Genomic DNA, 25003 nt, shown 5'->3' with positions numbered 1-25003 from the left:
ATACGCTTTTGACATATTTTGTAACAGGATTGGCTTCATTCGCTCGAATCGTTTACAATACGTGTGCATACAACAATGGACGACAGGTTAATGTACATACAAGGAGTGATGAAGTTGCGGAAGATATGGCAAATCTACTTAACAGACTGGAGAAATGTATTCAAAGTATCAACCGGGACTTTATTAGTCATTGGCATTATTCTTTTGCCTTCTGTCTATGCATGGGTGAATTTGAAAGCGATGTGGGATCCGTATGCGAATACATCTGGGATTAAAATTGCAGTAACCAGCCAAGATCAGGGTGCAGAAGTGAATGGTAAAAAGATTAATATCGGCGATGAGGTTTTGCATAACCTTCAAAATAACAAGAAGCTGGGTTGGACTTTTGTCAATGAAGCGGAAGCACGAAAAGGTGTGTTGAATGGTGATTATTATGCCAGCCTGCTGATCCCGAAAGATTTTTCAGAGAAAATTACGAGTGTGCTGACGGAAAACCCGCAAAAGCCGGAAATTGATTACGCCGTAAATGAAAAAATTAATGCAGTAGCTCCGAAAATTACATCTTCGGGGGCAACCTCTCTAACGAACCAGATTAGCCAAAACTTTATTGAAACTGCCAGCCAGGCGGTATTGACGAAGTTGAAGGAAGCCGGAGTCAAGCTGGAGGAGGAGCTCCCGACGATTCGTAACATTGAGAACCGGGTGTTGGAACTTAATAATCGATTACCAGATATCGATAGGTTGGGCAAACAGGCATTGGAGCTGGAGCAAAATCTGCCCAAAATTAAGGCACAGGGACAAAAGATCATTGCATTGAAGGAGAAAATTCCTGAAATTAACCGTGCCGGTGACCTGGTGCTCAAAATTGACAAAAACATGCCTGAGCTGGACAAGGTAGCCGCTGTTATTTTGGATATCCAAAAAAGACTACCTGATATTCAAAAGGCCGGTGATCGAATTGTTGAACTAGATCAAAATTTCAGCAAGGTAGAAAGCGCACTGGCCACCGCCCTAGAGGATACGCAAACGGCTCTTAAAGTCATTAATGCTGCCCAGAAAGCACTGCCGGAAGTACAGAAAATAGCGGACACAGGCAAGGATTTTACAACCGGTTTACTCGAATTTCTGGACAAAAACGAGGGTGCGCTTGATTCGATTGGTACAGTAGTTAAAGAAGACTTACAACTGGTACAACAAATCGCGAATGAAGTTTCTCAGATTACAGACATTGTTCGTGGTGTGGATTTTGATCCTAAAGCAGCACAAGCTGCGGTGAATCGTGTCAGCGGTAGGCTGACAACTGCCGTGGGAGTGTTGGATCATATTTCTCAATTGCTGAACCGTGTGAACGGATACTTGCCAAGTCAACCTCTGGATTCACTTATTTCCCGTGTGAGCGGGGTAGAGGATCGTTTCCGTCGTCTGAATAGCACAGTAACTAGCATCGGGGATGCCATTCAGCGCGGCGAAAAGCCTGCGCAAAATCTGCTGGATGACACTGATCGCCTTGCAGGAGAAATCAGTAGCGGAATTGACAGCATTTTGGGCAATTATGATACGGAGTATGCACCCGCCATTCAAAAGGCGCTGGATCAGATCAAATCCGTTGCCCGCAATTCTGCCAATGTGCTGACTACAGCTCAAGAGCAGCTACCGAATATTGAAAAGCTATTAAATGACGCACAGGCTGCAGCAGAATTCGGTCAGCAAGAGCTAACACGTCTCCAGCAGGATCTGCCACAATACCGTCAAAAACTGCATGAAGCGGCGACGACGATTCAGGGGCGCATGGGCGAGTTTACGAATGCTGTGAACAAAGCGGCAGACTTTGTAAATAACGATTTGCCAGCGGTTAAAAGTAAAATTCATCAGGCAGCAGATTTTGTGCGTAATGATTTGCCTAAAGCGGAACAACAGTTTGTCAAAATGGCTGACTTAATAGAAAATAAATTTCCTGATGCAGAAAAAGCGGTACACCAAGTAGCCAATTTTGTAAGGACCGATCTTCCAGCTGCCGAGGATTCCATACGTCAGGCTGCAGACACAATTCGCAAGCTTAAGGGCGAAAATGCACTCGGACGCGCTATTGCATTGCTCAAGGGGGATGTGAAAAAGGAAAGTGATTTTCTCGGCAGTCCGGTATCGTTGAAGCAGGAGCGGATATACCCAATTCCCAACTATGGTTCTGCGATGTCACCTTTTTACACTACATTGTCGATTTGGGTAGGTGCGATGCTACTGGTCTCGATGTTCAGGGTAGATGTGGATGACCCGGAAGGACAATTTAAAAGCTACCAAGTGTATTTCGGACGGCTTATGACATTCTCCACGATTGGCATTTTTCAAGCGCTGAGCGTATCTCTCGGTGACTTGTTCCTGCTCGGGGCGTATGTGGATGCCAAAGTAGCTTTTGTACTATCGTCTATGCTGATCAGTCTGGTGTTTACGGCGATGACCTATACACTAGTTTCTGTGTTCGGCAATATCGGCAAGGGACTGGCAGTCATCCTGCTGGTGCTTCAATTCTCCAGTTCAGGAGGGACATTCCCGATTGCGACGAGTACACCGTTTTTTCAGGCGCTGAATCCGTTCGTACCATTCACCTATGCGGTTAGTCTGTTACGAGAGACAGTAGGAGGGATGTTGCCTTCAACGGTGATACGAGATGTGGTGATGCTGTTTGTATTTATCGGTGTTTGCTTCCTGTTTGGATTGGTGTTTAAGAAGCCGCTCAGCAAGCATACGAAAAAAATGGCCGAGCGAGCAAAAGAAACGAAATTGATTCCTTGATTGTAAAAAAAGAATGAGTTACGGTGGCTGAAGTGAGCCGCTCCGCGAAGGATTTGATCTTACGATCGCTGTTGCCACGGGATTCTTTGGATTGGATTAGGACATGACAAGGTAAGAATCCCATGGCAAAGGCGAGCGCTCCGCTTCTTCAGATTCAAATTCTCCTCTCCGCTAGCAACCACCGTAAAGTCACTTCTTTTAATATTCGGCGGGTAGTATAAGGGGAGATGGCCTCGCGTTTAATGCTTCGGCGGTGCGTGGGGCTTTTTTGCATGCGCTATCCAACCTTAAATTGCATTTGGGGTTGTTTCAATGTGGTTTTTTCTGGTGAATAAACGAAGTATGGTCTTTTTTGGTATGTAATTTTGCGGAATTTTTAAAATCCTTAGGCAAAGGCGGGAAGCAGTATGGAGTATTCATACTTAGGAAAGTCAGGCTTGAAGGTTAGTCGGTTATGTCTGGGGACGATGAATTTCGGACCGGAAACCGAAGAAAAGGATGCGTTTAAAATTATGGATGCCGCACTGGATGCGGGCATTAACTTTTTTGATACGGCTAATGTATATGGCCATGACCGTAAAGGTTGGACAGAGGAAATTATCGGACGTTGGTTCCAGCAGGGCGGCGGAAGACGCGAGAAGGTCGTGTTGGCAACGAAGGTATACGGAGACATGAAAAATGAACATGACGGACCCAATGCAGGATCAGGCTTGTCTGCTTACAAAATTCGCCGTCATTTGGATGCGTCGCTGAAACGTCTTCAAACCGACCATGTAGAGCTATATCAAATGCATCACATTGACCGAAATGTGTCATGGGATGAACTGTGGGGCGTATTTGAGTCCGTGGTGGATCGGGGACAAGTTGATTATATCGGTTCCAGTAATTTTGCAGGCTGGCATATTGCGGTGGCGCAGGCAGAAGCGAAGGCACGGCGTTTTCTGGGGCTTGTATCTGAGCAGCATTTGTACAACCTGAACGAACGTTCCGCCGAGCTTGAAGTATTACCAGCAGCTCAAGAGCTGGGTCTGGGTGTGATTCCATGGAGCCCGCTGGCGGGCGGACTGCTGGGACGGAATGCGTTAGCAGGTACTGGTTCTCGCAGCGCACGCGCCAAAGAAAAGGTGGAGCAGAATCGTGCGAAGCTGGAGCAATTTGCAGCATTGTCCCGCGAGCTGGGTGAAAAGGAAGACGTGATTGCACTGGCTTGGGTACTGTCCCATCCGGCCGTAACGGCTCCAATTATCGGACCACGGACCTTAGAACAGTTAGAGGATGCTCTACGGGTACCTGAGGTCAAATTGAGCGAAGATGTGCTTGCCAAGCTGAATGAGATTTTCCCCGGTCCGGGAAAACCTGCGCCAGAAGCCTACGCTTGGTAATAATACTTCGTACTCGTAATAAAACATCATTCTTTGTGAGAAATAATCGGCAAAAAGCAGCAGATCAGGAGCTTCCTCTTTGATCTGCTGCTTTTTTTCTGGTGCCTGATCCACACTTGAACGACCGTGACAAGAATAAATATGCGCTAAATGGGATCTATCTTTTTAGATATGATTTGCTGATTGGTTTTCTTATGATGTGTTGCATAACTGTGCAGAATCATGCCGAGGATGACGATGAACATACCCATCCATGATAAAAGAGACGGCATGGGGATAGACAAAAAGATTAATTCTCCCATAAATGCAAAAAGAACTTCCAGAGATTGTGTTGCTTCTACGGTCGCCAGCTTTTGCATATTTCCACGAACCTGATCTGTAGCTTTAAAAAATAAAACCGTAGCGATCACCCCTGAAAACACAGCCACCAAAGCAGACTGTATCGTCTGATCCTTACTTGGCATTCCCGCGCTGAAAACTCCATATAACGAAAGCAATAACCAGAAGGGTAAGCTGGCTAATGTCATCCCGAGCACACGCTGATAGGCATCCAATCGTCCTGCACAGACTTCCATCATTTTACGATTACCTAATGGATAAGCGAATGAGGCGAGTATGACAGGCAGAATACCGAATAAAAAATCTTGGGTAGAAATGGATTGCGACTGTTCGACTTGCATAACAATAATGCCGATTAAAATAACGAGAGACATCAACAGTCCCTGGAGGGGGATTTTTCCTCGTATTTTGACAGGGCCGTTCTCCGTTTGGACAACCTCAGCAAATAAAGGGACAAGCAAAGAACCAGAAATGATGGTAATTTGCCAGGTTCCCGCGATCAACCACCCTGGTGAATAAGCCGATGCGAAGCATAACGGAGCATAAAATAAGCCAAATCCGATGAAGCTCCACCACAACCACGTTCCTGGTTGTTCCTTCATGACTTTCCAAAGAGGCTTAAGCTTTTGTTGGGTCATCACAATGACGACTAGAATAGGAACCATAAACAGATATCGCAATGAAGCACTCCAGATCCAGCTCCCGCCAGACAGCTCCATAGACCGGTTCAGAACAAATGTAAAAGCAAAAAAGAAAGCCGCCAACACACCTAACCAGATTGAGCGCATAGCATTCACCTAATTCTTTAAGTATCGTTATTTCTCATATTAATAACTTTAGATCATTCAATTCAAGAGTTTCTTACAGTTGACAAGGTAAGAGGGATGCTGTATATTACTGAAAGTTAATGTTAATAGTAATTATTACGATTTAAAAAAGAATGAAAATGAAAAGCCAATATTCAAGGGAGCGTAACAGCGATGAATAAGAAAGCAATACCGGTAACAGTGTTGAGCGGATATTTGGGTGCAGGAAAAACAACGATTTTGAATCATGTATTAAACAATCGGGACGGAATGAAAGTGGCAGTCATCGTCAATGACATGAGTGAAGTGAATATAGATGCTGAGCTGGTTAAAAAAGAGGGCGGCTTGTCCAGAACAGAAGAAAAACTGGTCGAGTTGTCAAATGGTTGTATTTGCTGCACATTGCGTGAAGATTTATTGCTGGAGGTCAAGAAGCTGACGGAACAAGGCGATTTTGATTATATTTTAATCGAATCTACAGGCATCAGTGAACCCGTGCCAATCGCTCAAACTTTTACATACGTTGATAAAGGAACTGGCATTGATTTGGCTTCGCTGGCAAAACTGGATTGCATGGTGACCGTAGTCGATGCGAACCGTTTCTGGCATGATTTTGAATCGGGAGAAACGCTACTGGATCGCAGGCAGGCTACTGGTGAAGACGACACGCGTGATATCTCGGACTTGCTGATTGACCAGATTGAAACCTGTGATGTATTGATTCTGAATAAGTGCGATCTGGTTCAGCCTGCGGAGCTGGACAAGCTGGAGGGTGTGCTGCGGAGATTACAGCCTGAAGCCCGAATCATTCGTACTTCCAAGGGAAAGGTCGCTCCTTCGGACATTTTGAATACAGGGCTGTTCAATTTTGACAAGGCTAGTCAATCCGCTGGATGGATTCGTGAGTTGGAGCTTGAAAGCCATACACCGGAAACGGACGAATATGGGATCAATTCCTTTGTATATCGCCGTAGAAGACCATTTCATCCTGCGAGATTGGCTGAATTTATGAACTACTGGCCGGAGGAGGTCGTTCGCGCCAAAGGTTTGGCCTGGATTGCAACCCCGCAGGATTGGGCAGCGAGTATTAGCCAGGCAGGACCATCTATTCAATTTGGCCCTGCGGGAAGCTGGCTTGCTGCGTTATCAGAAGAAGAACGGCAGGAGATCGTCGCAGCCGACCCTGAGGCTCTGGACCATTGGGATGAACAATGGGGCGACCGCATGAACGAAATCGTCATGATAGGTATCGGAATGAATCGATCGGACTTGGAAGAAGAGCTAGATGAATGTCTACTGAACGATAACGAAATGGATATGGACTGGTCCAGTTTTGAGAATCCGCTTCCTTGGCCGACATGCTGAAGCTAGTTGATCCATTCAGTAATAAAGTCCATACATTTTTTAGCTGCTGGAGAAACATTTTTTAAGGAAGCGGTAGCGATACCGATAGTACGGGAATGCCTTTCGTCCAAAGGTCGAATAGAGATGTCGTAAGGAATGTGAGACAGGATCATTTCAGGAAGAATACTCACGCCTAGGCCATTCTGCACCATAGCCATAATCGCATGGTCATCTTCTAATTCATATTTGATTTTAGGTGACATATTATGCTGTGAAAAAATATTTCTTACATCGGTGTCACAGCCTGCAACAGGCATAATGAAAGGCTCATCTCTGAGCTGTTCTACTCGAATTGAGGCTTGCTTTCCAAGAATATGATCGGAAGGAAGTAGACAAAGCATGCTTTCTTCTTTTAATGGCAACGCCTCTAATGTGTCTAACGTGGGTAGGTTCACAAAGCCGAAATCAGCTTCCCCACTGACTATCCAGCTCTCAATTTCATGGTAGTTCCCATCGAGCAGTTTTACTTCAATAAGAGGAAACTGCTCATTGAATTTTTTTAGAATGCGCGGCAGCCAATGAATAGAGACGCTTGAAAATGTGCCGATCTTTACGGTTCCGATTTCCAATCCTTTAATTAAAGCTACCTCTTGGTAGAGCTTTTCGTCCATTTGTACAATCTCTCTAAATCGCTTCATTAATCTTTCCCCGTTATTGGTCAATCTGATGCCTGAACGACCTCGGATCAGAAGAGTCAGCCCTAGTTCATGTTCCAATCCAGAGATCGCATGGCTGATTGCTGATTGTGTAAGATTTAAAACTTCCCCGGCCTTTGTGAAACTTCCCATTTCAACTACGCAAAGAAAAATCTTATATTTAAACAAATTCGTGTTCACTCCTATTTTTTTATGAAATATATTCATGCATCATATCAGATATATTCATTTTTTTTATTTAATATTTATGATTATAATCAAATTAAAGAAAGGTTATTTAATTTTATTTTAGGAGGAACATATGAACTCAATTGCTAAAACTCCTCGGCCGCCCTATTATGCGGCTATCTTTACTTCTGAACGTACGGAAGGAGATGGCGGGTACGGAGTGATGGGAGACAAAATGGTGGAACTGGCTGCCCAACAGCCTGGTTTTCTAGGTGTGGAAAGTGTTCGTGACCACAATGGAGTAGGCATTACAGTTTCCTATTGGGAGTCTCTGGACGCTATAAAAAATTGGAAACATAACGAGCTGCACAAGGTAGCGCAGGAAAAAGGGAAATCCGAGTGGTATAAAACATTTGGGTTAAGAGTGAGCAAGGTAGAACGAGATTATTTTTTTACAGTGTAAATAGGTTCAATATCAAAGTTAGTGCTTAGCATGAAGCCAAAGAGGTCCCATATGGGACTTCTTTGGCTTCTCTGTCAGAAGGGCATCGTCGACAATTTTGGAAAACGTAAACGGTTCTATTCATATTCAGTTCATAAACGTGGGTTATCCTCTCTGTAGAAACCGTACAGGGAGGATATGAATGTGGATTATACAGACAGAAAAGAGACCTTAGCCATTGAAGCAAGGGGACTCGTAAAAGCTTTTGGTGACAAGCAGGCGGTTGACGGTGTCGACTTGAACGTGCGTGCTGGCACGATCTACGGTGTGCTTGGTCCTATTGGAGCAGGCAAAACGACTACCATCCGAATGCTGTCAACGTTATTGCGGCCCGATGGGGGATCAGCCCGTATCTTCGGGCACGATGCAGTAAAGGAGCCGCAGGTTGTGCGTCAGTTAATCGGAGTGACAGGTCAGTACGCATCGGTCGATGAGTCGCTTAGCGCTACCGAGAACCTGATCATCTTCTCCAGACTGCTTGGACTGGGACGTGCCGAGGCGCGTCATAAGGCAGCGGAGCTGCTGGAGGAATTTGGCTTGGCCGAAGCGGCCAAACGACCGCTAAAGCATTTCTCCGGAGGTATGCGCCGTCGGCTGGATTTGGCCGCAAGTCTCATTGCCAAGCCGCCGCTGATTTTCCTGGATGAGCCGACTACCGGACTAGACCCGCGCACGCGTGTCCAGATGTGGGACACGATCCGGAGTTTGGTCAAGACCGGTTCCACCGTACTGCTTACAACCCAGTACCTCGACGAGGCGGATCAACTTGCTGATCGAATCGCGGTGATCGATCATGGCCGGGTAGTCGCTGAGGGTACGGTGGATGAACTGAAAGCGGCAGTGGGGGCGTCGACTCTGCAACTCAAAGTGCAAAATCAACAGGACATCGAGAGAGCTGTTCAGATCGTTGAACAGGTGCTTTCAGTTAAGTCCAGCGTGTCAGTGGAAGCTGGAAAGATTATCTCTCCGATGGCCAACGCAGATCGGGTAACGGACCTGCTGATCGCCCTCCGTACCGGAGAGATTCGTCTAGCAGAGATGAGTGTGCAGAAGCCGACGCTCGACGAGGTGTTTTTGTCCATCACTGGTCATGGGGCACAAGTAAACAGACAGCAGACGTCCCAAGGAGCGCATGCTGTGGAGGGGGTGAGAGCATGAAGAGTACTACTGTTATGACAGGTTCTGATCGCACATTGAAGAAGTCTGTGAGTTTCAGGCAGGCGTTTTTCAATTCCATGACGATGGCCTACCGGGGCATTCTGAAGATCCGGCATACTCCCGAGCAATTGTTTGATGTCACGCTCCAGCCAATCATTTTCACCCTTATGTTTACCTATATCTTTGGTGGCGCCATCTCAGGAGACGTGCAGCATTATTTGCCGGTTATTATTCCAGGCATCCTCGTGCAGACGGTGATCTCGACCTCCGTCGTTACCGGCGTCCAACTACGTGAGGATATGGACAAAGGAGTGTTCGACAGGTTCAAGTCACTCCCAATCGCACGCATTGCGCCTTTGGCTGGAGCTCTGCTGGCTGACAGTATCCGGTATACTATTGCGACTGTACTTACCTTCGCCATGGGGTATATTTTGGGGTATCGGCCAGAGGGAGGACTGCTGAGTGTCGCTATCGCCGCGCTTTTGGTCATCGTGTGTTCCTGGGCAGTCAGCTGGATTTTCGCCTTCTTTGGCGTGATTGCCCGCACTGCTTCCAGTGTACAGGGCATCTCCATGATTGTTCTGTTTCCGCTCACTTTTGTTTCCAATGCATTTGTGCCTGTGGACACCATGCCTGGTTGGCTACAGTGGTTTGTAAACGTCAACCCGATTTCACATCTTGTGAACGCAGTCAGGGAGCTTGCGAATACGGGAACGATTGGCGAGGAACTGGCGATCTCACTGCTTGGCGCTACAGTCATTGTGGCGATCTTCGCGCCGCTTACGGTGCGTGCTTATATGCGTAAAGCATAAGATGGCGGTCTTCTTGACGAGGACGAGAGATTTAAGGCAGAGTTAGTTAGGGGGGATTGAAATGACGTGTGTATTAGTCGTTGATGATGATCCGCATATTCGTGAACTGGTCGGACACTTTTTGAGAATGGAAGGTCTGGAGGTAGTCGAGGCGGTGGATGGTTTGGACGCGATGCGCATTTTTGATCAAATCAAGGTCGATTTGCTTGTTCTTGATATCATGATGCCGGGAATGGATGGTTGGGAGCTGTGCCGTAAGCTGCGAGAGCAGACCGACCTGCCGCTGCTTATGCTTACAGCCAAAGGCGAGACGTCACAGATCGTGAAAGGCTTCGCGCTCGGAACGGACGACTATCTTGTCAAACCATTCGACCCCATGGTGCTTGTCGCACGCGTGAAGGCTTTATTAAAACGTTATCGTATCATGGCTTCAAAATCAGTGACTGTCGGAGATCTTGTCCTGCGCAGCGATACATTTGAGTGTCGGGCTGGAGAGAAGGAGATTACCCTGCCGCTCAAGGAGTTTGAGTTGCTCTTCAAGCTGGCCAGCTATCCTGGCAAAACCTTTACCCGCGACCAGTTGATCGAACAGATCTGGGGTTATGATTATGAGGGAGACGAAAGAACAGTTGATGTCCATATCAAGCGCCTTCGGGAACGGTTTCCGGAGGCAAGGCACTCCTTCCGGATCAGTACGATCCGGGGATTGGGTTATCGGCTGGAGGTAAGGCAATGAAGCGGGAACCGGGATTCCTCCATATCCTTGCGAGACTCATGCTGGTGTTAGTGGTGCTGTATCTCAGCTGGACTGCCGCGTACTTTATTACGGCGGCGATCTATTCGCGCATGTCATGGGCTTTTCATGATTTGTTCGTCTTTCTTATTAATGCGACGCTTGGCTTTTTCTTCTTCGGTATTTTCAGTATGACGGTAAGGCGCTTCATCCAACCTAGAGAGCAGCACGCTTTTACCGAAATGATCGATGCTTTAAAACGTATTTCGCAAGGAGACTTTCACATTAATCTGGATTGGGACCTCGGCGGGCGGAACGGAAAACATCGGAGGCCGCATCCTTATGTACAGTTGGTGGACAGTATCAATGATATGGCTGCAAATCTGAAGGCTATGGAAAAACTGCGGGAGGAGTTTATTTCGAACGTATCCCATGAAATCGGCTCACCACTGACCTCGATAATCGGATTCGCCAAGGCGCTTAAGGATGAGAATCTGGATCGTGAGCAGCGAGACCGGTATTTGTCGATCATCGAGACGGAGTGTATTCGTCTATCCAAGCTAAGCGATAATCTCATGAAGCTGGCGATTCTGGATTCGGAGCGGCATCCGTTTCGTCCGTCCCTTTATCGGCTGGACAAGCAGCTGATTTCGCTTATTCTCGCCTGCGAACCGCAATGGGAGGCTAAAAAAATCGAGATGACTGTTGAGGTGGATATAGTTGAGGTCAACGCGGACGAGGATCTGATGGGCCAGGTTTGGGTGAATCTTCTTCACAATGCCATTAAGTTTACACCACAGGGTGGAAGCATATCTGTTTCTCTTTCAAGTAACGGTGATCAGGCGGTTATCTGCATTGCGGATACGGGACAGGGCATCAACGAACAGGATCAGCAGCGCATTTTTGAACGTTTTTATAAAGCAGACCAGTCACGGGCCCGAACTGCAGGAGGCAGTGGTTTGGGACTTTCCATTGCTTATAAAATAACAGAGATGCATACCGGCTCTATCTCTGTATCCAGCAAGGTGGGAGAAGGAACGGTATTTACAGTTATGCTGCCGCTGCGCCAGAAAGTAATGAAAGGCAGCAGCAACTGTGAAATGTACAACGGCACAGTAATTTAAAAAGGAGCGTCTTCAAAGCCACAAACGGCTGAAGGCCGCTCCTTTTTAGTTCCCATACTTATACTCTTATGGCATATGCGTATGTGCTCAGGACTTAGATGTATTTACCGGCTGCATCTCCTGTATAGCTTCTTTCAAGCTTTGTGAGCATTGCTCATATAGCTGTTTTCTTTGTTGCTCACTGGAACCAGATGCGAGTTTTTGCAACTCCGTTGTGCATTGTTCCAGCAAAGTCAGCACGGTTTGATTCGAATCCTGCACCTTGTTTAGCTGTACATTGTCACTATATTGGTCAATGTACAGTTCTCCTTGCGGGTCCACCTGCGCGAAAAATACATCTTTGACCGTTAGACTCTTTTCCTTTAGCTTGGCATCCAGCCATTGTTGAGTGATCCCCATATATGCCATTTGTTGCTCCATAAGTTGTCCATCCATAATGACTGCTGTTGGTTCCTTCTCCGGTAATTGCTGCATATTCAGATCCTTAAGTGTCACAGGCTGCTTGTCTTTGGTTAATAACACATTGACTTCGCCACTGGTTTCCATAAGAGCAAATTCCACGTCAGATACTTTGAATACATTTTTGCTTCGAAGCTGCTCCATGAGTTCATCCAGGGTGAGCCGTTCTTTTCTCAGATTATCCTCTAAAATTTTGCCGTCTTTGATCAGGATTGTTGTCCTTCCATCTGTTATATCTCTGATTTTCTTGCTTTTAATTTGCAAATATTCAATGCCAAGTGTTGTCAGTACCCATACTGACAAGGCTATGAGGCCTAGATACCAGGTGGATTCACGCTCCATAGGAATGGTAGCAGCCAGGTTACCTATCGTGATTCCTGTTATATATTCGAACAAGGAAAGCTGGGATACCTGACGTTTTCCAAGAATTTTGGTGATTAAAAATAATATAGCGACAGCCATTAATGTGCGTATAGCAACCTCGGCCCAATCCTGCATTTGCTCAACCTCATTTCATTTCGCCACAAGGACGCTACTATTCCAAGGATATCCGCGTCAAGGCACATTTAAACTCCAATTCCCCTAAATTTAAATAACCAAGCTGCCAATAAGCGATGAAATACAATATATAATTAAAATTTTCTATCGATGAATTATCATTGTCTATTGCACAAGCGATTGACGGAAAGGAGGGGGGAGGATACATTATAGATATAATTCTTATTTAATTCATCGGGATTATAAACATTAAGCTCACGGAGGTATGTATATGTCGTCCAAACCTAAAGTTGTATTGTGGAGTAAAACCGGCTGTCATTTTTGTGGAGAGATCAAATCGTACCTGGAATCCCAAAATCAGCCGTATGAAAATATCCAAGTGGACGGAAATGATGCGCTGCGTGACGTGCTGGAGACCAAATATGGTATTCGTTATGTCCCTGTCGTCGAGGTAGGCGGGGATAATAAATATGAAGCACTGCTCAACCCGGATCTGGAAGAGTTGGGTAAAGTGCTGGAAAGTTACAATCAAGTAGTATAGGCCAATAGGAAAAGGATCAGTTACTCCGCTGCCTATACAAAATAAGTAGCGGAGACTGCCCTACAAACCATTAGCAGCCTAGCTGCCCTAAAAAAATGATAGCCGTAGGATAACAATTATGTTCAAGAGAGGTGGAAGAGTTATGGCTAAGAATAGACAAATTAAATTTGGTGCGATTATTCACGGTGTTGGGGGAAGCATGACGACTTGGCGTCACCCTGAAGTACCTGCGGATGCGAGTGTTAACTTTGAATTTTATAAAACGCAGGCGCAAAAGGCAGAGGAAGGAAAGTTTGACCTCGTATTTATCGCAGATGGCCTGTTCATTAACGAAAAATCTATTCCCCACTTTCTGAACCGTTTTGAACCAATTACGATTCTGTCCGCTTTGGCTGGGGTGACGAAGCATATCGGACTGGTCGGCACACTGTCGACTTCCTATAGCGAACCGTTCACGGTAGCACGCCAGTTTTCTTCCATTGATCATATTAGCGGAGGTCGTGCAGGCTGGAATGTGGTAACTTCTCCGCTGGAAGGCTCTGCCCTTAACTTTAGCAAAGGCGAGCACCCGTCGCATCCGCAGCGCTATAAAATTGCAGAGGAATATTTACAGGTTACCAAAGGACTGTGGGACTCGTGGGAAGAGGATGCGTTCGTTCGTGATAAGGAAGCCGGCGTATTCTTTGATCCTGAAAAGCTGCATACATTGAACCATAAAGGTGAGTTTTTCTCTGTGCAGGGCCCACTGAACATTGGACGATCCAAGCAGGGACAGCCGGTTATTTTTCAGGCAGGTTCCTCGGAGGATGGCAAAAACCTGGCCGCCAAGGAAGCGGATGCTGTATTTACAGGACATGAAACGTTAGAGGAAGCGCAGCAGTTTTATCGTGATGTGAAAGAACGTGCGGTACGCTATGGTAGATCCGAAGAGGATATTGTCATTTTGCCGGGCATATCGCCGATTATTGGCAGCACGACGGAGGAAGCGGAACGTAAGTATGAAGAGATCACTAATCTGGTGACGATTGAGGCTGCGTTAAAATATTTGGGACGTTTCTTCGATCATCATGATTTCTCACAATATCCGCTGGATGAGCCATTCCCTGAGCTTGATGGTATTGGCAGCAATGCGTTCCGCAGCGGTACAGATAAAATCAAACGAGTAGCCAAGGAACAAAATTTGACCTTACGCGAGGTTGCGTTGCGTTCAGCTACGCCGAGAACCTCTTTTATCGGAACCGCTGAGCAGGTGGCGGATCGAGTGCAGGAGTGGTTTGAAAGAAAAGGAGCAGACGGATTCATCATTGGTTCTGATGTACCCTCGGGTCTGCATGACTTCGTAAATCTGGTTGTGCCTATTTTGCAGGAACGCGGTATTTACCGTCAGGATTATGAATTTAGCACACTACGTGAAAACCTGGGCGTGCCTATTCCTGAGAACCGCTATACAGCAGCCAAATCTAAAGTGAAGGTTGACGCATAACAGAAGGAGGAAAAAATATGTCCAAGGTTGTCATCCTATCAGGCAGTCCGTCTACACAATCCCGTTTATACGGCTTGATTAACTATACAACGGAGCAGTTGCAGCAGGCTGGAGCGGAGGTCACACTGCTGAATGTGGTCGACTTGCCGGCGGAGGATCTGGTCACAGCTAACTTTAACAGCCCCGACGTCACAGCATCACTTGCATTGATTGCAGCAGCGGATGCCGTTATTGTGGCTTCTCCAGTCTATAAGGCGTCCTATTCAGGATTATTGAAAATATTCCTGGATTTGGTTCCGCAGGAGGGGCTAAGAGGGAAACCTGTCCTGCCTTTATTTATCGGAGGTACGCTGGCTCATCTGCTGGTCATTGACTATGCCTTGAAGCCGGTTATTAATGCACTGGGCGGAAGACATATTCTTGGCGGGGTGTATGCAGTGGATCAGTGGGTCGAACGTCTGCCAGATGGAGCATACGGGTTGTCCGAAGAATTGGTTGCACGGTTGGAACGTTCTGTTAAAGAACTAAATGAGCTATTAAAATTATAGATATTTTCAATATTTCCATTGACAGGTCGTTCAGTGAGTTTTATGATACAAAAAAACCAAGTTAACATATTGGATAAATGTATATAAAACTTACTGGGGGACTTGCGTATGAATATCGAGAATATGGAAGCCTTTGTATACGTGAATCATTATGGGAGCTTTAACAAGGCGGCAGAAGCCTTGTTCTTGTCCCAGCCCTCCGTTACAGCACGGATTCAGACGCTAGAGCGCGAGCTAGAATGCAAGCTGTTCGACCGCCAAAGCAAGCAAACGGTTCTGACGGAGGATGGACGAAAGTTTCTTCCTTATGCGGAGCAGATGCTTCAGGTGCTGCAAAAAGGGAAGCAAAAGCTCCAACAGCGTAAGAAAGCCCCTCAGCAAATTCGAATTGGCTGCACGATATCGGTGTCGAACTACATCATTCCTGAAATATTAAAGCAGCTTCGTGCCCGTTATCCAGAGGTTAACTACAAAATTGTGACGGCTACGACGGATCAACTGGTACATAAACTGTTGAACCGTGAGGTAGACATTAGTTTTGTCCGTAAAGTGATGCATCCGGCTATCCGTACGCTTGCTTTTTATGAAGATCCGATTTCCCTGTATGTATACGACGGCCATCCGTTTATGAAAACAGGAAAGGCAAGCATACAGGATATTCAACGTGAAACACTGGTATTTTTCGAATGCGGATCACTAGATTGGATGAGGATTCATCGCGCTTTTGAATCACTGGAGCAGCCACCGGACATTGCTTTTCAGGTAGACAATGTGGTCACGGCCAAAAAGCTGGTATTGGAAGAAGCGGGTATTGCCTTTTTGCCGGATGTCTGTGTGAACCGTGAAGTGAAAGATCAGAAACTGTTCCGTATCCATGTTCCAGAGGTAGCTGGGGTGTCTATGCAGATTAGCATAATAGCGACCAAAGAAGACTGTGCAGTGACCTCGGATTTTGCAGATGCACTGACAGAAGGTTTCCGGGGGGCTGTTTTGTTATAGAAATGTTCTATAGCTTGGTGGATTGACGTATAGGTTTCCAGGTGTTAAATTAATCACATCCTAAAACCAATTAAGCTTATAGGAATTATAAATTATTGGATGTTGTAGCTACCATGTATGTCGCAAACTGCTGATATACAAAGAGATGAGGGGGATTCATATGAAAAAGTGGTTTGCAATATTGTCTGTTATGGCAATCATCCTGGTGTTGGCTGGCTGCGGTTCCTCAGATAACGCGTCTAGCGCATCAGGTTCAAGTGGAGACGTGAAGAAAATTATCGTAGGCACAGGTACTCAATTCAAAAATGTATGCTTTATTGACGAAAACGGAAACTTAACAGGTTTTGATGTGGAGCTGATTAAGGAGCTGGACAAGCGCCTGCCTCAATACGAATTTGAATTCAAAACGATGGACTTTGGAAATTTGCTGCTAAGTCTCGATGCCGGCAAGATTGATCTGGTATCGCATCAAATGGAAAAAAACCCGGAGCGCGAAGCCAAGTATCTGTTCAACAAAAATCCGTATAGCATTTTTCTGAACAGAGTTGCTGTAGCGAAGGATAACAATACCATTCATTCAATTGATGATTTGAAAGGGAAAAAGGTACTCACCAGCCCAACCAGTAATGCGGCGTATGTGCTGAAAGAGTATAACAAAACCCACGGAGATGCCCTGAATATCGTTTATACGAGTGGTGCAGCCAATGATACGGTGCAACAAATTACGAGCGGCCGTATAGATGCTACCGTTACGACAGACTTTGCGAACCGTTTTAACACCGATGAAAAAGGAGAAGTAGCTCTGAAAACCGTTGGTGATCCTTTGACTCAATCGGATGTACTGTATGTACTGAACAAAAATGAGCAAGGGTTGGCGGATGACCTGGACAAAGCCATTCAGGAAGTGAAGGACGACGGTACGTTGTCGAAGCTGAGCATTAAATGGCTTGGAGAGGATTTCACTAAGTCTCTGGAAGATGTGAAAAAAGAAGGTAGCAGTAAGAAGTAAGGATAGACTTGGACATTTCAGCGGTCAGGGTACTCTATGTATTCTGACCGTTGATGTATAGAAAGGAGGCAGGCATATGAGCAGAGAGTTCAATATTGACTATGTTTTTAGCTTTATCCCGAAAATGCTGTCTTACTTACACATCACCTTGTTTATTGTGGCAAGCTCGCTTGTATTGGGGCTTATCATTGGTCTGTTGGTTGCGCTGCCTCGCATGTATAACATTCCATTTCTCAAACGTGTTTCTCAAGTGTATGTTTCCTTTTTTCGCGGAACACCTATTCTAATCCAATTGTTTCTGGTGTATTACGGCCTGCCAGAGCTACTAAAGCTGGTGGATATCAATTCCTCCAGATGGGATGTGCTGTGGTTTGCCGTAGCAACCTACGCGCTCAATAGTGGAGCCTTTATTTCCGAAATTATCAGGTCAGGAGTAGAGGCAGTAGATCGAGGACAAATCGAGGCTGCGCAGTCCGTCGGCATGTCAGGCTATCAGACCTTCACACGTATCATAATGCCGCAAGCGCTGGCTGTGGTGGTTCCGGTATTTTCCAATCTGGTGATTGGCAATCTGAAGGATACTTCGCTGGCATTTACGATCGGAGCGATGGAGATGACAGGGAAATCACAGACATTAGGGTCGGCTACCCAGCATTTTGTTGAAACCTATATCGCGTTATCCCTTATCTATCTGGTGATCAGTCTGATTTTACAAAAATTGTTCAAGGTGCTGGAAAATACGCTTCTCCGGCACGAGCATCGGGATGCAGTACAGAAAGAACCCGAGAAACGAAAAAGTTTTGTGGTGCGCTACCTGAGAAGTCCTCGTCTTAGTAAAGGAGGTAAAGGCATATGAGTCTGGATTTTGGCTTTATATATACTGCCTTTTTAGGGTTGTTCTCCGCGTTGCCCAACACTTTAATTATTACGGTGGTTTCCGTACTGGCAGGGTTGGTCATCGGTATTATAACGGCGCTGGCGCGAATCTATAAGGTTCCTGTGTTGTCCCAGATTTCTCACGGTTACGTCACCTTTATCCGTGGCACACCGATGCTGATGCATTTGCTGCTTATTTATTTCAGTTTGCCTTTGTTGATTGATGCGGGAGCGAAGCATTTCGGCTGGCCGCTGCAATCCAAAGATGTTCCTTATATGGTATTTGCACTCATTTCGTTTTCCATTACCAGTGGCGCGTATATGTCTGAGGTCGTCCGTTCTGGAATTCAATCGGTCAACAAGGGACAAATCGAGGCGGCTTATGCCGTCGGTATGACGACGTGGCAAGTGCTGAGACGGATTGTATTTCCGCAGGCGTTCGTGGTGAGTTTGCCAAACCTGACGAATTCCGTTATTGGGATGCTTCATGGCTCTACCTTGGCCTTCACGGTTTCGGTCACAGAAATCCAGGCACAGGCTGAAATTCTGGCATCTACCAACTGGAAATATTTAGAGGTATATATCGCGGCTGCACTGCTATTTTGGGGCTTGACGGTATTAATTGAGCGAATATCCGGCTTGGTGGAGAAAAAAATCAATGTGTTTAATGGAGGTCGAGCATCATGATCCGTCTGCAAAATATTACGAAGTCGTTCGGCAAACATGAAGTGCTCAAAGGCATTGATTTGACCGTGAACAAAGGCGAGGTCGTCGTTATTTTAGGCCCGAGCGGTTCAGGAAAAACGACTCTGCTACGCTGCATTAATTATCTGGAAAAGCCGAATGATGGGGAAGTCAGCATTGGCGATTTTACAGTGAACTGCAAGCGACCTGCGAAGAGGGATGTTTTGGCTCTACGTCAAAAGACGGCTATGGTTTTCCAGCAGTACAATTTGTTCAAGCATAAAACAGCACTGGAAAATGTCATGGAAGGGCTTGTCGTTGTCCGCAAGGTCAAGCAGGAGGAAGCGAAAAAAATTAGCATTGAAGTGCTGGAAAAGGTCGGTCTGGGTGAAAAGCTGAATCATTATCCAAGCCAGCTATCCGGCGGGCAGCAGCAGCGTGTCGGCATAGCGCGTGCCTTGGCGCTGAACCCGGAAGTGATTTTGTTCGATGAGCCGACTTCGGCGCTGGACCCTGAATTGGTGGGTGAGGTGCTGTCGGTGATCCGCAAGATTGCGAAGGAAGGCATTACAATGATTGTCGTTACACATGAAATGGGCTTTGCGCGCGATGTTTCAAATCATGTGGTATTTATGGATGGCGGTCATATTATCGAGGAAGGCACACCGGACGACATTTTTAACCACCCCAAAGAGGAACGTACCAAACAATTCCTGAAACGGATTACACCGGAATATAACTATTCAATTTAGACGGGAGAGGGAGACATGAGTATTAAAATCGGAGTATTGGATCAAAGCCCTATACACGAGGGGGAAACGGCAGCGCAGGCCCTTCGTAATACGATTAAGCTAGCACAGCGTGTAGAGGAATTGGGGTTTACGCGTTTCTGGGTATCAGAGCATCACGATTCCGAGCAGGTTGCGGGCTCTTCGCCAGAGGTACTCATTTCCCATTTGCTGGCACGCACTGAACGTATTAAAGTCGGTTCTGGTGGAGTGATGCTTCAGCATTACAGCCCTTATAAAGTAGCTGAAAACTTTAATGTGCTGTCCTCTCTTGCACCGGGTCGCGTAGATTTGGGAATTGGACGCGCGCCGGGCGGGTTGCCGAAATCCACACAGGCGTTACAACGAAACGTTCATGACGCGCCTTCTCTCGAAGAAAAAATTGATGAAGTAAGTCGCTATATTCATAAGATTCCGTCTGAAGAAGGACCGTTAGCCGGGTTACAGGCGAATCCGATTCCAGAAACACCAGCGGATATTTACGTTTTGGGTACAAGTACAGACAGTGCTGGAATTGCTGCGCGTTTGGGGTTGCCCTACGTTTTCTCGCAATTTATCAATAGTAATGAGCAGATTGCATTGGAATCATTCCGTACGTATCGGGAGTCTTTCGATTATAGTTGTGGACGTGAGCCGAAAGCTCTTTTTGCGCTTTCAGTCATCGTAGCGGACACTTCCGAGGAAGCTGCGGAGTTAGCAGGGGAGCACAAGCTGTACAAAATTCATCTGGCCAGTGGCAAGACGGCTACGGTGGGCACGCTGGAAAGTGCAGAAGAGTTCGGCAAGCAATCAGGTGAAGAATATACAATTGAAGCTACACAAGCGCAAATTAACAAAGGGAATAAAGACGAAATCTATGCTGTGTTGACGGAAATTCAAGCGAAGTATCAGGCCGATGAGCTAATTGTTACGACAGGAATAAGGGATATACACAAGCGCGTGCGCTCGTTCGAGTTATTGCATGAAGCTTTTGCCGGGTTGCCTGTGCAGTCCTAGATGTTGTTGGTCTGAGAGAATTGTAACTATTTTGGGTTCACGAAGGAGGAATAGGGATGAGTGGATCAACCGGGACGAAGGAGCAGGTTTTGGAGCAGAAGCTGGTGGACATTCGCCGCCATCTGCATCGAAATCCCGAGTTATCTAACGAGGAGGTTGAAACTACCGCCTTTATCCGCCGTCTGCTGGAAGAACAGAACATAACCATTCTGGATGTGCCGCTGCGTACCGGATTAGTAGCGGAAATCGGCGGACAGCAGGAGGGACCAACTGTCGCGCTTCGTGCAGACATTGATGCGTTGCCTATTCAGGAAGAGACGGGATTGCCTTATGCTTCGGTGCATCCCGGCAAGATGCATGCCTGTGGGCATGATTTTCATACCGCATCCCTGTTAGGAGCAGCCGTATTGTTGAAGCAGCGGGAGCAGGAGCTGAAAGGCACGGTTCGGCTGGTGTTCCAGCCAGCTGAGGAAAAGGCCAAAGGCGCTGCCCAAGTGCTGGACAGCGGTGCGTTGGCAGGGGTGCAGGCCATATTTGGCCTACATAACAAGCCGGACCTGCCCGTAGGCACGGTCGGCATCAAAGAAGGTCCGCTAATGGCAGCGGCGGATGGTTTTTACATCGAGGTGGAGGGTCTGAGCACACATGCGGCAGTGCCGCATGCAGGGATTGACCCCATCGTGGTATCGTCACATATCATTACGGCGCTGCAATCCATTGTGAGTCGGAGCGTTAATCCGCTGGATAGCGCGGTCATTAGCGTCACGAAGCTGCACAGTGGCAACGCCTGGAACATCATTCCTGACCGCGCCCATTTGGACGGAACCATTCGCACATTTGACGAAAATGTTCGCGCCCAGGTGACTGAGCGCTTCGAGCAGGTCGTAAAAGGCGTTGCGGATGCTTTCGGCACGAAAGCATCCATCCGCTGGATCGAGGGTCCGCCGCCTGTGCTGAACGACGGTAAGTTGGCCGTCATCGCGGAGGAGGCGGCAGAAGCGGTCGGCCTGGACGTAGTTCGTCCCATACCATCCTCGGCGAGCGAGGATTTTGGGTTTTATCAGAAGAACATCCCCGGTGTATTTGTCTTTGTCGGCACTGCGGGAAGCCAGGAATGGCATCATCCTGCCTTTGATCTGGACGAACGCGCGTTGCCCGGAACAGCGAAGCTACTGGCTTCACTGGCAGAATCGGCATTGATATCCATAGAGTAGGAGTGCGAGCCTAGTCTATGGATACTTATCCCCTCCTTGTAGAGGGGATATTTTTGTTTGACGCTATATCATTCCAATGATAGTATAAAATTGTAATTTTATTCAAAAACGAGAGTGGGTGTAATAAGAGAGTAGGCGTTGTCCTTTTAGATGTCTCGTAAAAATAAAAGGTATGGAGGTTAAATAAATGCCGAAGAAAAATGGAATGATCATGGCTTCTTTTTCATTAGTAGTGGCTGCTTCTTTACTGGTTGGCGGGGCTAACGTTGGTTCAGCAGCCTCAGATTTGGAAAGCACTTCTGATATAGCGTCGACAAATATTAATTTGGCTGCTGCTGATATACCTGCTAAATTTAAGCCATCGGTAGAATGGGTTTGGAAGAATAGAATGGTCAAAGAAGGCTCCACCAACCGTAAAAATTTGATTTTTGATCAAATCTATGCGGGAAAAGGAACGCTAAATTATGTAGTGCGTTGGCAATCCTCTAAAAATATCACTCTTCAGCAGCGTAAAGATATGGCTTCCATGCTGAGTCGCCAAATCAATAATTGGAATAAGCAGTTGAAAGGGTATGATGGCTGGCCTTATAACAATATTACAGTAAAAATAGTAGGCTGGGCCGTTGCGAATCCATCACAGATTCTTAACAAACAATCTAATGAAATCGTTTACACGGATACCATTACGGATGACTTAAGTAAAACAGACCCGAATATTCCAGCTAAACTTCCGGTTGCTCCTAACGCACTATCGAGATTTGAACATTTTATGGACCCTAACTATTCTTACCCAGGTGGCCTGGACAAGCGGTTTGATATGTACTTATGGGGAACGTCCAATTTTCAAGGCGGAGCCGGCGGGGATTGGGGGCAACGTATGCCTGATGATTATATCCTGAACACCTTGAATTCGGATGAAATCCAGATTACAGAGCACGAGATGGGGCATGGATTCGGCTTGCCTGACTTCTATGAAGAACATGAGCGTCCACCCGGTGGGTTTCCTGTGCCAACTATTATGTGGGCCGGAAATTCCCCCAAAATAACAGAGTGGGATACCTGGATGTTGCGTTATACCTGGAGCCAGGTTAAGAAGGATACCTCTCGTTTTCCTAACCGCTAAAAAATGCTAGAGTAGTGTGAAAAAAGCTTATAAATAGAGCTGTTTGTTCCAAAATCAAATTCTATGGTGGAATTGATTTAGTGAATAAACGGTTTTTTCATTTTATAAAATACCAGTTTTGTGCATGCAAAGATCAAGTATATGTTCCAAGATACGATTAAAATGACTAATTTAAATCATTAAGGAAAATATTGACGATGCAATAATCCAGTGATAATATGATTTGTGATTATTTACAAAAAACGACAAGGAGATTTGATAGTGTACTCTTAATCTCCTAGATTAGTTCGCAAACACGAAAAGAGAGGTGATAGAGATAGTTATTTCAAGAAAACTATTGCAATAATACAAATGGATATGGAGGTACATACATGTTGAACAGAAAAGGAATGATGATGGCTTCTTTTTCAGTAGTCATTGCTAGTTCATTACTGATGGGAAACGCTAGTTTTGTATCAGCGGATTCTCATCTAAACGGGGATTCTGTGGTTGCGGCAACAGCTGATTCGACGTTAGCTGATATGCCAGCTTATCTCAAATCCTCAGTGGAATGGGTTTGGAAGAATAGAATGTTGACCGAAGGCTCGACGGCTCGTAAAAATACGATTTTTGATCAAATTTTTGCGGGAAAAGGGACTCTTAATTATGTTATACGCTGGCAATCCTCTAAGCCCGTCACACTGAAGCAACGCCAGGATATTGCTAAAATGATAGATCGGCAGATGAACCATTGGACAGATCATCTTCAAGGATATGACGGCTGGCCCTATAAGAATATTAAAGTAAAAGTAGTAGGCTGGGCTGTTGCCGATCCTTCACTGCTCCTGGACAAGCAGCCTGACGAGGTCATTTATACGGATACCATTACTGATACACTAGCTTCTGAAAAACCGGAAATTCCTGCTGCGCTTCCAGTTGCGCCTAATGAAATATCCCGATTTGAGCATTTTTCGGACCCGAACTATTCGTATCCAGGTGGATTGGATAAACGCTTTGATATGTACCTCTGGGCCACAGAAAATTTTGGCGGGGGGGCCGGCGGCGACTGGGGACAGCGTATGAATGATGAATACGTTCTGAGTACGGTGAACGCTGATGAGATTGAGATTACTGAACATGAAATTGGTCACGGATTTGGATTAAACGATTTTTATGAAGAACATGAGCGTCCACCAGGTGGATTCCCAACGAACACCATTATGTGGGCCGGCAATTCCGATCATATCACCGACTGGGATGTTTGGATGCTGCGTTATACCTGGAGTCAAATCAAAAAGGATACGGCTCGTTTCCCAATCACGACTAAAGACGACGATGGCCCAATTGAAACAGATCCTGATGAAATCGTGAACATAGCACCTGCGGCAACGGCTAGCAGCTCTTATACTTCATCTTGGGAAAATGTAAGCGCGCTAAACGATGGATTTGAACCTGCCAATTCCAACGATAGAAGTCATGCTGTATATGGTAACTGGCCTGAGACAGGTACACAATGGGTCCAATATGATTTTGATCAAGAATATACGATATCCCAAACCGATGTATATTGGTTCAAAGATGGCGCTGGCGTTGATGTTCCTAAATCTTACAAGATTAAGTATTGGAATGGTCGTAGCTGGTCCAATGTCAAGCAGGCTAATGGATTGGGTACTTCGGCAGACCAGTATAATACGACCACTTTTACGCCTGTAAAAACAACGAAATTAAGAATTGAAATGGTATCCAAAGGTTCAGCATCCACAGGAATATTAGAGTGGAAAGTAGCAGCTAACAAACTTTAAGCATCATATTATTTGTCCAAAGGTTGTCTCCTGCGATATTTGTGGGAGACAACCTTTTTTAATTCATAGCTGAACAGTTAGAGTCTGATGAGATCAGGCTTTTTTTTCGTCTTGATTATGATGCTTGTTT

23 protein-coding genes are annotated in these 25003 nt (G+C 46.1%); 20 read left to right on the top strand and 3 right to left on the bottom strand.

Annotation, left to right across the window (positions count from 1 at the left end; genetic code table 11):
- Positions 1–114: 114 nt before the first annotated feature.
- Positions 115–2790 (top strand): YhgE/Pip domain-containing protein, encoded by a 2676-nt coding sequence (locus MHB54_RS01745; RefSeq protein ID WP_340981365.1) that lies wholly within the window; start codon positions 115–117, stop codon positions 2788–2790.
- Between the two features lie 407 nt (positions 2791–3197).
- On the top strand, positions 3198–4172 hold the full coding sequence (locus tag MHB54_RS01740) for an aldo/keto reductase (RefSeq protein ID WP_023988341.1): 975 nt from the start codon (positions 3198–3200) through the stop codon (positions 4170–4172).
- 146 nt (positions 4173–4318) lie between these two features.
- Here MHB54_RS01740 and MHB54_RS01735 read toward each other — a convergent pair whose 3' ends face one another.
- On the bottom strand, positions 4319–5299 hold the full coding sequence (locus MHB54_RS01735) for a DMT family transporter (protein ID WP_053325309.1): 981 nt from the start codon (positions 5297–5299) through the stop codon (positions 4319–4321).
- A gap of 192 nt (positions 5300–5491) precedes the next feature.
- On the opposite strand from MHB54_RS01735, the gene MHB54_RS01730 reads away from it, so the two are divergent.
- Entirely contained in the window at positions 5492–6682 is a 1191-nt protein-coding gene (locus tag MHB54_RS01730) for a GTP-binding protein (protein WP_023988343.1), read from the top strand.
- Between the two features lie 2 nt (positions 6683–6684).
- Here the strand turns inward: MHB54_RS01730 and MHB54_RS01725 are convergent, their stop codons facing one another.
- Positions 6685–7584, bottom strand: a complete 900-nt coding sequence (locus MHB54_RS01725; protein ID WP_071558822.1) for a LysR family transcriptional regulator — start codon at positions 7582–7584, stop codon at positions 6685–6687.
- Positions 7585–7678: 94 nt separating this feature from the next.
- Here MHB54_RS01725 and MHB54_RS01720 point away from each other — a divergent pair, with 94 nt between their 5' ends.
- The 5 genes from MHB54_RS01720 to MHB54_RS01700 all read left to right on the top strand — a co-directional run bounded on the left by MHB54_RS01720 (position 7679) and on the right by MHB54_RS01700 (position 11874).
- Entirely contained in the window at positions 7679–8008 is a 330-nt protein-coding gene (locus MHB54_RS01720; RefSeq protein ID WP_025722950.1) for an antibiotic biosynthesis monooxygenase family protein, read from the top strand.
- Between the two features lie 177 nt (positions 8009–8185).
- Positions 8186–9205: an ATP-binding cassette domain-containing protein gene (locus tag MHB54_RS01715; protein ID WP_340981364.1), complete on the top strand. Its 1020-nt coding sequence runs from the start codon at positions 8186–8188 to the stop codon at positions 9203–9205.
- The gene (locus MHB54_RS01710; protein ID WP_028542381.1) at positions 9202–10017 is read left to right on the top strand and encodes an ABC transporter permease; all 816 of its coding nucleotides are present in this window, start codon (positions 9202–9204) and stop codon (positions 10015–10017) included. The genes MHB54_RS01715 and MHB54_RS01710 overlap by 4 nt, the downstream gene beginning before the upstream one ends.
- 61 nt (positions 10018–10078) lie before the next feature.
- Positions 10079–10753, top strand: a complete 675-nt coding sequence (locus tag MHB54_RS01705; protein ID WP_023988348.1) for a response regulator transcription factor — start codon at positions 10079–10081, stop codon at positions 10751–10753.
- The gene (locus tag MHB54_RS01700) at positions 10750–11874 is read left to right on the top strand and encodes a sensor histidine kinase (protein ID WP_023988349.1); all 1125 of its coding nucleotides are present in this window, start codon (positions 10750–10752) and stop codon (positions 11872–11874) included. The genes MHB54_RS01705 and MHB54_RS01700 overlap by 4 nt, the downstream gene beginning before the upstream one ends.
- An 87-nt stretch (positions 11875–11961) precedes the next feature.
- On the opposite strand, the gene MHB54_RS01695 is transcribed toward MHB54_RS01700, so the two are convergent.
- A complete protein-coding gene (locus tag MHB54_RS01695) occupies positions 11962–12831 on the bottom strand; it encodes a DUF421 domain-containing protein (RefSeq protein ID WP_023988350.1) in 870 nt (289 codons plus the stop codon).
- Between the two features lie 271 nt (positions 12832–13102).
- Between MHB54_RS01695 and MHB54_RS01690 the strand changes: the two genes are divergently transcribed.
- The 12 genes from MHB54_RS01690 (at position 13103) to MHB54_RS01635 (ending at position 24873) form a co-directional block, all read left to right on the top strand.
- The gene (locus MHB54_RS01690; protein ID WP_023988351.1) at positions 13103–13372 is read left to right on the top strand and encodes a glutaredoxin family protein; all 270 of its coding nucleotides are present in this window, start codon (positions 13103–13105) and stop codon (positions 13370–13372) included.
- A gap of 142 nt (positions 13373–13514) precedes the next feature.
- A complete protein-coding gene (locus MHB54_RS01685) occupies positions 13515–14855 on the top strand; it encodes an LLM class flavin-dependent oxidoreductase (RefSeq protein WP_023988352.1) in 1341 nt (446 codons plus the stop codon).
- A gap of 17 nt (positions 14856–14872) precedes the next feature.
- The gene (ssuE, locus tag MHB54_RS01680) at positions 14873–15403 is read left to right on the top strand and encodes an NADPH-dependent FMN reductase (RefSeq protein ID WP_029519116.1); all 531 of its coding nucleotides are present in this window, start codon (positions 14873–14875) and stop codon (positions 15401–15403) included.
- 108 nt (positions 15404–15511) lie between these two features.
- Entirely contained in the window at positions 15512–16402 is an 891-nt protein-coding gene (locus tag MHB54_RS01675; protein ID WP_013310069.1) for a LysR family transcriptional regulator, read from the top strand.
- A gap of 160 nt (positions 16403–16562) precedes the next feature.
- The gene (locus MHB54_RS01670) at positions 16563–17411 is read left to right on the top strand and encodes a transporter substrate-binding domain-containing protein (RefSeq protein ID WP_023988354.1); all 849 of its coding nucleotides are present in this window, start codon (positions 16563–16565) and stop codon (positions 17409–17411) included.
- A gap of 76 nt (positions 17412–17487) precedes the next feature.
- Positions 17488–18267 (top strand): amino acid ABC transporter permease, encoded by a 780-nt coding sequence (locus MHB54_RS01665; protein ID WP_023988355.1) that lies wholly within the window; start codon positions 17488–17490, stop codon positions 18265–18267.
- Positions 18264–18974: an amino acid ABC transporter permease gene (locus MHB54_RS01660; RefSeq protein ID WP_061830372.1), complete on the top strand. Its 711-nt coding sequence runs from the start codon at positions 18264–18266 to the stop codon at positions 18972–18974. The genes MHB54_RS01665 and MHB54_RS01660 overlap by 4 nt, the downstream gene beginning before the upstream one ends.
- Complete coding sequence (locus tag MHB54_RS01655) at positions 18971–19723, top strand: amino acid ABC transporter ATP-binding protein (protein ID WP_023988357.1); 753 nt, start codon at positions 18971–18973, stop codon at positions 19721–19723. The genes MHB54_RS01660 and MHB54_RS01655 overlap by 4 nt, the downstream gene beginning before the upstream one ends.
- A 15-nt stretch (positions 19724–19738) precedes the next feature.
- On the top strand, positions 19739–20755 hold the full coding sequence (locus MHB54_RS01650; RefSeq protein ID WP_340981363.1) for an LLM class flavin-dependent oxidoreductase: 1017 nt from the start codon (positions 19739–19741) through the stop codon (positions 20753–20755).
- A gap of 56 nt (positions 20756–20811) precedes the next feature.
- Positions 20812–21969, top strand: a complete 1158-nt coding sequence (locus MHB54_RS01645; protein WP_023988359.1) for an amidohydrolase — start codon at positions 20812–20814, stop codon at positions 21967–21969.
- 187 nt (positions 21970–22156) lie between these two features.
- Positions 22157–23092, top strand: coding sequence for a dockerin (locus MHB54_RS01640; RefSeq protein ID WP_023988360.1), 936 nt, complete (start codon positions 22157–22159; stop codon positions 23090–23092).
- A 371-nt stretch (positions 23093–23463) separates the two neighbouring features.
- The gene (locus tag MHB54_RS01635; RefSeq protein WP_338533519.1) at positions 23464–24873 is read left to right on the top strand and encodes a discoidin domain-containing protein; all 1410 of its coding nucleotides are present in this window, start codon (positions 23464–23466) and stop codon (positions 24871–24873) included.
- Positions 24874–25003 lie beyond the last annotated feature (130 nt).

It is taken from the genome of Paenibacillus sp. FSL M7-0802, assembly GCF_038004945.1.
In the GTDB taxonomy this organism is placed as follows: Bacteria; Bacillota; Bacilli; order Paenibacillales; family Paenibacillaceae; genus Paenibacillus; species Paenibacillus polymyxa_B.
This window is presented reverse-complemented; position numbering and strand designations above follow the sequence as displayed.